Genomic DNA, 2,652 nt, shown 5'->3' on the forward strand with positions numbered 1-2,652 from the left:
ACGAAGCTGGCGGCGATTTGGCAGGAGGTGCTGGGGCTTGCGAGGGAGATTGGCGTTCACGACAACTTCTTCGACATCGGCGGCCACTCCCTGCGAGCGACGACGCTGGCGGGCAAGGTATTTAAGGAATTAAACGTCAACCTGCCGCTGCGCGACGTATTCCGTCACTCGACGATTGCGGCGATGGCCGAGGCGATCGCCCGGATGGAACGGCGGGAGCATGAGGCCATTCCTCAAGCGGAGGAGAGAGAGTACTACCCTCTGTCCTCCGCGCAGAAACGGCTATTCATTCAGCACACGCTGGATGGAGCGGATCAGCTTTACAACATGCCGGAGCTGGTGCAGGTGGAAGGCGAGTTTGATTTAGACCGGTTGGAAGCCGCCTTGCGGAAATTGATAACACGGCATGAATCGCTGCGCACCGGTTTTGAAATCGTGAAGGGCGAAGCGGTTCAGCGGATTTACCCGCAGGTCGATTTTGCTATCGAGCATCATCAAGCGGATAAAGAGGATGCGGCTCAAATCGAGCAGATCGTCCGCAGCTTCGTTCGTCCGTTTGATCTCGGCAAGCCGCCGCTGCTGCGAGCCGGGGTCATCGAGCTGGAGTCGAACCTGCATATTCTCCTTTTCGACATGCACCATATGGTGTCCGACGGCGTATCGATGGCGATTGTGATCGATGAGTTCTCAAGTTTCTACGCCGGGGAAGAACTGCCGCCACTGCGCATTCAATACAAGGATTATGCCGTTTGGCAGCAGTCGAAGGCCCACCGAGAGCGGATCGGGCGGCAGGAAGCGTACTGGCTGCAAACCTTCGAAGGCGAGCTGCCGACGGCGGACCTGCCGATGGACTACGAACGGTCTGCGGCTCGCAGCTACGAAGGCGCGCATCTGGAGTTCGACGTCGAAGCTTCTCTCTCTGCGCGGCTGCGCAAATTGGCGGCCGAGCGTGAAAGCACGCTGTTCATGGTGCTGCTTGCGGCTTATACCGTGCTGCTGTCCAAGTACAGCGGGCAGGAGGACTTGGTCGTGGGCACCCCGGTGGCGGGAAGAACGAACGCCGATTTGGAATCGGTCATCGGGATGTTTGTCAATACGCTGGCGATCCGCAATCGTCCGTCGGGCGACAAAACGTTCTTGTCCTACCTGGAAGAAGTGAAGGAAACGGCTTTGGGTGCTTTCGAGAACCAGGATTATCCATTCGAGGAGCTCGTGGAGCGTTTGAATGTGAAGCGGGAGCCGGGCCGCTTCCCGCTGTTCGATGCCGTTTTCGACTTGCAAAATATCGAAGAACGAGACGCCGAGCTGGAAGGGGTCAGCCTGAAGACTTACGAGCTTGACCATTTGGAAGAAGCGAAGTTCGATCTGACGCTGTTTATGTATGAAAACAACGGGGCGCTGAGCGGGGGCCTTTTCTACGCCACCAAGCTGTTCAAAGAAGCGATGATCCGCACCTTGACCGAGGATTACCTGCGGGTACTGTCTCAAATTGCGGAAAATCCACAACTCGAGCTAAGTCGGATTGAATGTCATAAACCGGCGGCAGGCGCAAAGAGTGCCGTCGATACGATCGAATTCGCGTTCTAATCCTACAAGCGCGCCTCCGCCGTCAAGCGAAAGCGGCGCGCATCCCAAGGAAGACGGCGAACAACGTCCAAGCCCGTAAACGCGCAGGCCGAAAGCAAGCTTTTTCGGACCTGCGCCAGGGCATGCGGTCACTTCATTTTTAGGGGAGGTACAAATGAAATCTTTGTTTGAAAAGGAAGAACGGTACTGGAGCGGCAAGTTTGATGCCGATGACAGGCTGAGCTTCCTTCCCTACAGTCAATCCTCCAAATTATCCGCCGACGGGGAAGCTGCGGCCGAGCCGGGCTTGCTTCACCGTACTCTGCCGAGCGAACTCTCGGAGAGAATCATTTGCCTCGCCAACGGTTCGAATTTGGCTTTGTACATGATTGTTTTGGCAGGAGTAAAAAGCCTGCTGTTCAAATATACCGGGCGGGACCAAGTGCTGGTCGGCATGCCTTCTTATAGCGCAGACCCCGACGGGACTCCGCCGCCGCATGACATCTTGGTGATCAAGACGTCCGTAAGCCGCCAGACGACGCTGAGAACGCTGCTCGGGGGCATCAAAGCCTCCATCGGCGAGGCGCTGGAGCATCAGCACCTGCCTTTTCGGAAAATGGTGGAGCCGCTCCATCTGGACTATACGGGGGACGGCCTCCCGGTCGTCAACACCGTCGCATCCTTCGCCCCGATTCATCCGGAACCGCTGGTTAACCGGGTGGCGGCTGATACGGTTTTTCGCTTCGACCGCCAAAACCACTCCATCGAGCTGGAAATAAGCTTTGACGGGCAGCGGTACGAGCGGGCATTTGTGGAACAGGCGGCCGACCATCTTGTTCGGCTGCTGTCCGTGCTTTTATTTCAGCCGGATCTGGAGCTCGGACAAGCCGATGTGCTGTCCCCAGACGAGAGGGAGACGCTGCTGAAGCGATTTAATGACACCGAAACCGGGTTCGAGCGGGGGAAAACGATTTACGGCTTGTTCGAAGAACAGGCGGAGCTTTACCCGGACAACGTGGCCGCCGTCATGAACGAGCGGCAGCTGACCTACCGCGAGCTGAACGAGCGATCCAACCGCCTTGCGCG

The 2,652-nt window shown here is 57.3% G+C and carries 2 protein-coding genes; both read left to right on the top strand.

Going from position 1 to position 2,652, the window contains the following annotated elements; genetic code table 11:
- Nucleotides 1-1,587, top strand: a 1,587-nt coding sequence (locus BM358_RS26130) for a condensation domain-containing protein (RefSeq protein WP_256253408.1), incomplete at its 5' end; no start/stop codon positions are given.
- A 154-nt stretch (nt 1,588-1,741) separates the two neighbouring features.
- A partial coding sequence (locus BM358_RS26135; RefSeq protein WP_231517254.1) for a condensation domain-containing protein occupies nt 1,742-2,652 on the top strand: 911 nt, incomplete at its 3' end.

This window comes from Paenibacillus sp. cl130, assembly GCF_900116035.1.
GTDB lineage: Bacteria > Bacillota > Bacilli > Paenibacillales > Paenibacillaceae > Paenibacillus > Paenibacillus polymyxa_B.